Origin of the sequence: Mesorhizobium sp. M5C.F.Ca.IN.020.32.2.1, assembly GCF_004023105.1 — a bacterium.
GTDB classification, from domain to species: domain Bacteria; phylum Pseudomonadota; class Alphaproteobacteria; order Rhizobiales; family Rhizobiaceae; genus Mesorhizobium; species Mesorhizobium wenxiniae.
Map to the genome: position 1 here is coordinate 1 of NZ_RZSX01000501.1, position 4,705 is coordinate 4,705.

4 protein-coding genes and 1 pseudogene are annotated in these 4,705 nt (G+C 62.2%); 4 read left to right on the plus strand and 1 reads right to left on the minus strand.

The annotated features are described in order from the left end of the window. The 4 genes from EOA86_RS22750 to EOA86_RS22765 form a co-directional block, all read left to right on the plus strand. A partial coding sequence (locus EOA86_RS22750) for an ABC transporter ATP-binding protein (RefSeq protein WP_164891912.1) occupies positions 1-579 on the plus strand: 579 nt, incomplete at its 5' end. After that, on the plus strand, positions 576-1,424 hold the full coding sequence (locus EOA86_RS22755) for an ABC transporter permease (RefSeq protein WP_128343690.1): 849 nt from the start codon (positions 576-578) through the stop codon (positions 1,422-1,424). The genes EOA86_RS22750 and EOA86_RS22755, both read left to right, overlap by 4 nt. 132 nt (positions 1,425-1,556) lie before the next feature. Further along, positions 1,557-2,723, plus strand: a complete 1,167-nt coding sequence (locus EOA86_RS22760; protein WP_127208208.1) for an ABC transporter substrate-binding protein — start codon at positions 1,557-1,559, stop codon at positions 2,721-2,723. Positions 2,724-2,790: 67 nt separating this feature from the next. Next, positions 2,791-3,882, plus strand: coding sequence for a Gfo/Idh/MocA family oxidoreductase (locus tag EOA86_RS22765; RefSeq protein ID WP_128343692.1), 1,092 nt, complete (start codon positions 2,791-2,793; stop codon positions 3,880-3,882). Positions 3,883-4,304: 422 nt separating this feature from the next. Here the strand turns inward: EOA86_RS22765 and EOA86_RS22770 are convergent. Next, positions 4,305-4,705, minus strand: a pseudogene (locus tag EOA86_RS22770) (hypothetical protein); the annotation flags it as partial.

A 4,705-nucleotide genomic window follows, 5' to 3' on the forward strand; every position in this document is an offset into this window, starting at 1 on the left:
GATATCGGCATCGTCTTCCAGGAGGCAAACCTGCTGCCCTGGCGCAATCTTGACGCCAACATCCATTTTCCCTTCGAGATCAAGGGCGAGAAGCCGGATCGCGCCTGGATCGCCCACCTCGTCAATCGTGTTGGGCTCGACGGCTTCGGCGGCAAGTTTCCGCGCGAGCTTTCGGGCGGCATGCAGCAGCGAGCGGCAATCGTGCGGGCGCTGGCGCTGAAGCCCTCGGTGCTTTTGATGGACGAGCCGTTCGGTGCACTTGACAGTTTCACCCGCGAGGAGATGAACCGTCTCGTCGAGGAGATCTGGCTCGACACCAAAACCACCATCGTCTTCATCACCCACAGCATCGAGGAGGCGATCTTCCTGTCCGACAGAGTGGTGGTGCTGAGCGCGCGGCCGGGGCGCGTTGCCCAGGAATATCGCGTGCCGTTTGCGCGCCCGCGCTCGCTGGAGATCATGGCGACGAAAGAAGTCTTCGACCTCACCAACACGATTAAGATGGACATTGTCGGCGAACGCGTACGACCGAAGGCGCGGGAGCGCGGCACCGCCGAAATTGTGAGGATCAGACCGTGAGCGAAGGCGACGCTATCCCGGAATTCTCCAAAACCAAGGCCGGCGAAGGTCACGACGTCAGCCTGACCAATCTTTCGGCGTTTGCCAGCGGGCCCGGCATCAGGTCGGGCGCCGAGGTCGCGGCCATCATCGCTGTCGCGGTGGTCATCATCGGCGGCATCGAGCTGGCGCTGCGGCTGTTCAATGTGCCGCACTACATCATGCCGGGGCCAAGCGCGATCGCCTACGCGCTGTACGACGAGTTCCCGCTGATCGCGCCGCATCTCGGCTACACGCTGGTCGAGCTGGTCTCCGGCTTCTCGATCGGCGCCATTATCGGCTTGGTGATGGCCGCGGTGATCACGCAATTCCCGTTCGCCGAAAAGATCGTCGCGCCCTACATCCTGATCCTGGTCACCACGCCGATGCTGGCGCTGGTGCCGCTTCTTATCCTGCGCTTCGGCTTCGGTTACACGCCGCGCATCATCGCGGTCGCGCTTGCCGCCGGGCCGATGGTGATGATCAATGCGGCGACGGGCTTTCGCCGCGTCGACAGCGCCAAGGTCGCGCTGGCGCGTTCCTATGGCGCCAGCACCTTGCAGATATTCTGGAAGATCCGCGCGCCGATGGCGCTGCCGATGATCCTTGTTGGCCTGATGATCGGCGCGATCTTCGGGCTGCTGACCGCGGTCGGCGCCGAGATGGTCGGCGGCGGCTTCGGCCTCGGCAACCGGCTGACCACCTATTCGTCGATGATCCAGATGCCGCAATTCTTCGCGGTGGTTCTGATCCTCTCGACCCTCGGCATCCTGATCTACGTGCTGTTCTTCCTGATCGGCAAGAAGTGGGCGAGCTGGGAGGCGTAGTGCATGTCGCCCAAAAGTGCGCAGCGGTTTTGGGTTACGACGTAAAACGAGGACTTAGCGCGCGGGGCAATGATGGCGCCTGGGAGGCGGGCGACAGGTAAGAAACTATCGGCCAGCAAAAGGGGAAATGCCATGACCAAGGAAAGTCACATCAGTTTCAAGGCGGGGATCAGCCGCCGCTATTTTCTGCAAGTCGCCGGAGCAGGCGTGGTGACCGCCACCGCGCTCGGCGCCTCGGCGTTCAGGGCACAGGCCGAGCCATACGGCAAGTTCACCTGGATTTCGCCGCGCGGCACGCTCGAAGTGCTCGACGACTATCCCTATTGGGCGGCCAAGAAGGCAGGCTATTTCGGCGACCTCGACACCGACATGCAGCCGGGCCCGTCGGACGGCACCGCGACGGTGAAGTTCGTCGATGTCGGCCAGGCTGACATGGGCTTTCCCTCGCCCGGCGTCTTCTCCTTCGCCATCCAGAACGGCATGAAGCTCAAATCCGTGTTTCACATGGGGGCGCGCGACACGTTCAGCTTCGCCTTCCGCAAGGGCGAGGGAACGAACGACCTGAAGACGCTCGAGGGCAAGACCATCCTGCTCGGCTCCGCCGCATGGCAGTCGATCACCGATCCGCTGCTGGCCTCGCAAGGCGTCGACATCAAGAAAGTCAAGTATGTCGAGGCCGGCTGGCCGACCTGGGGCACCGCACTGGCCGGCGGCCAAGGCGATGCGGCGCTGTCGTGGGAAGGGCTGCGGGCCGAATGGATCGCCAAGAACCTCGACTTCGAATACTGGCTCGGCGTGCAGAACTCGAAGCTGCCGGCGAACACTTTCGTCGTGCGGTCGGCCGATCTCGATGATCCCGACCGCAAGGCGTTCCTGGAGAAATACCTGCGCGGCTGGGCGATGGGCCTGGAATTCGGCTACCAGAATCCGCGCGCGGCCGTCGAAGCGGTGTTCGAGCAGTTCCCGACGCTGGCCAAGAATCTCGGGCCTGAGCTCGGCACCACCTCGATCCTGCAGCAGATCAACGTCTTCCGTGGCGACATGGATAAGCGCGAAGGCTGGGGTTCGCACGACATGGCGAGCTGGCAGGGCTTCTTCGACCAGATCCACAAGATCGGCCAGATCACCAGTCCGGTGAAGGCCGAGGACGTCTGCACCAACGAACTGATCGGCCCGGCCAATGATTTCGACAAGGCCAAGGTCAAGGCCGATGCCGACGGCGCCAAGCTGTCGGAGGGCTTTGCTGCGCTCGACGTCGAGAAGATCAAGGCGCATCTGTTCGACTCAGCGGTCAAGTAGGGCACTTGGTGACGATATGGGCGGCGATTGGGTCGCCGCCCCAACTAAATCAAAAAGGGAGGTGGCTTTGACCGACAAGGTGAAAGTGCTGGTGATTGGTCTCGGCAATATGGGCGCGTCGCATGCCAGCGCCTATCACAGGCTAGACGGTTTTGAGATCGTCGGCATCATGAGCCGCACGATCAAGAGCAACACGAAGATTCCGGCGGAATTAGCCGGCTATCCGCTCTACGAGGATTTCGACCGGGCGCTGAACGAGACCAGGCCGGATGCCGTTTCCATCAACAGCTGGCCCAACACGCATGCCGAATATGCGCTGAAGGCGATTGCCGCGGGCTGCCACGTGTTCATGGAAAAGCCGCTCGCCACCAATATCGAAGATGCCGAAAAGGTCGTCGCTGCGGCCCGCGCCAGGAACCGCAAACTGGTGCTCGGTTATATCCTGCGCGTCCACCCGTCATGGATCAAGTTCATCGAAGTCGGCAAGACGCTCGGCAAGCCGCTGGTCATGCGCCTCAACCTCAACCAGCAGAGCAGCGGCAGCGCCTGGCACTGGCACAAGAACCTGATCGATTCGCTGATCCCGATTGTCGATTGCGGCGTGCACTATGTCGATGTGATGTGCCAGCTGACCGGCGCCAAACCGGTCCGCGTTCACGGCATCGGCGCGAAATTGTGGGCCGATGCCGCCAAGCAGAATTATGGCCATCTGCACGTCACCTTCGATGACGGTTCGGTCGGCTGGTATGAGGCGGGCTGGGGCCCGATGATGAGCGAGACGGCCTATTTCGTGAAGGACGTGGTCGGCCCCAACGGCGCGGTCTCGATCGTCGCCGGCCAGACGGCAAGCAGCGCGGCTGAACTTGCCGAGGTGTCGAACTCGGCCGATATCGACCGGCACACCAAGACAGATGCGCTCAAGATCCACTATGCCGAGGTCGACGGCGACAAGAATTTCAAGAAGCCCGACGAGATCGTCAGCATGGAGGATGAGCCCGGCCACCAGGAGCTTTGCGACCGCGAGCAGGCATTCTTCCTGCGCGCCATCCGCGAGGATCTTGATCTGACCGAGCAAATGGATGCCGCGGTCAACAGCTTGCGCATCGTGCTTGCCGCCGAGCAGAGCATCGCGGAAGGGCGGACGGTCGAGTTGGGGTAAGGTGATCCGGCTGCGGGCTCGAAGAAGAGATGCCAGCAAGGCCAGTCGCCTCAGACGAATGAGCGACCCTGTGTTGAGCGTTTAAGGGCCGATCCTGGCGCCGCCCCTCATCGCCCTGCCGGGCACTTCTCCCCGTATAGTGACGGGGAGAATTCCGCCAATCTCTGGCGTTGCAGAGAGGAAACGGCCACGGTTAGTGGCCAATTGAGCGCCCACGCAAAAACGCACCACCGGCCCGAAGCCGGTGGTGCTCTCTGGACAGTCTGTAGGGGCAGGACCGTTCCAGGGATCCCTTAGGATCGGACTCAAATGTCGGCTTTTCCTTGACCCATGGCATCGGCCGAACAGATGAAGGAGCCTGCCAACTGGCTAAGAATCTCGACAGTGCAATGCGCCGCCGAGCAGCGCCATGATTTGCAATATTATTCGGCTGCGTCAGGAATTTCGCCGGAGGTGTCGTCGGATGTCTCTGCCGGATCGGCCTTTCTTGCCAGGAACTTGTCCAAGGCTGCCTGCAAGGACAGGGTGGCCTGCGGTGAGGCCGGCGTCGTAGAAACGACAGCCATCGCATGGGCAATTCCCCGAGTGGACTTGTCCTTGGCCGCCGCAGACGTTGCGGCTCCGTGTCCCTGCGATCCAGCCGCAGCCGAATTTCCGCCATTGCCGTTGCTTGCGCCGTTACCCTTCCCGCCGCCATTGCCGCCGGGTCCGGCGAGGACTGGAGACGCGACAAGGGCGAGAGCGGCGACCGTTGCGAACAGACTGGTTCGAGTTTTCATAAATTCCTCCTTCGAGCCGCCCTCCCGCCAGGATGGTTCCGGAC